This is a genomic window from Peribacillus sp. SIMBA_075, assembly GCF_046534585.1.
Window position 1 is genome coordinate 1 of record NZ_JAWRYN010001351.1, and the last position, 245, is coordinate 245.

Below are 245 nucleotides of genomic sequence, written 5' to 3' on the forward strand. Positions count from 1 at the left end.
CTCACGGATAGAGAACTTAGTACCTTCTTCAAGAGCGATTGGTGAGATAAGCTCAACATCCATTTCGATGTTATCGCCAGGCATAACCATTTCTACTCCTTCAGGAAGGTTACAAACGCCAGTTACGTCAGTTGTACGGAAGTAGAACTGCGGACGGTAGTTTGTGAAGAATGGAGTGTGACGTCCACCCTCTTCTTTTGAAAGAACATAAACTTCCGCTTTGAAAGTTGTATGTCGAGTGATTG

Annotated in this window: 1 protein-coding gene; it reads right to left on the reverse strand. The window is 43.7% G+C overall.

The features are described 5' to 3' along the window. Window positions 1–245: EF-Tu C-terminal domain-related protein (locus tag SB775_RS32745; RefSeq protein WP_486360740.1), on the reverse strand; the 245-nt coding region annotated here is incomplete at both ends.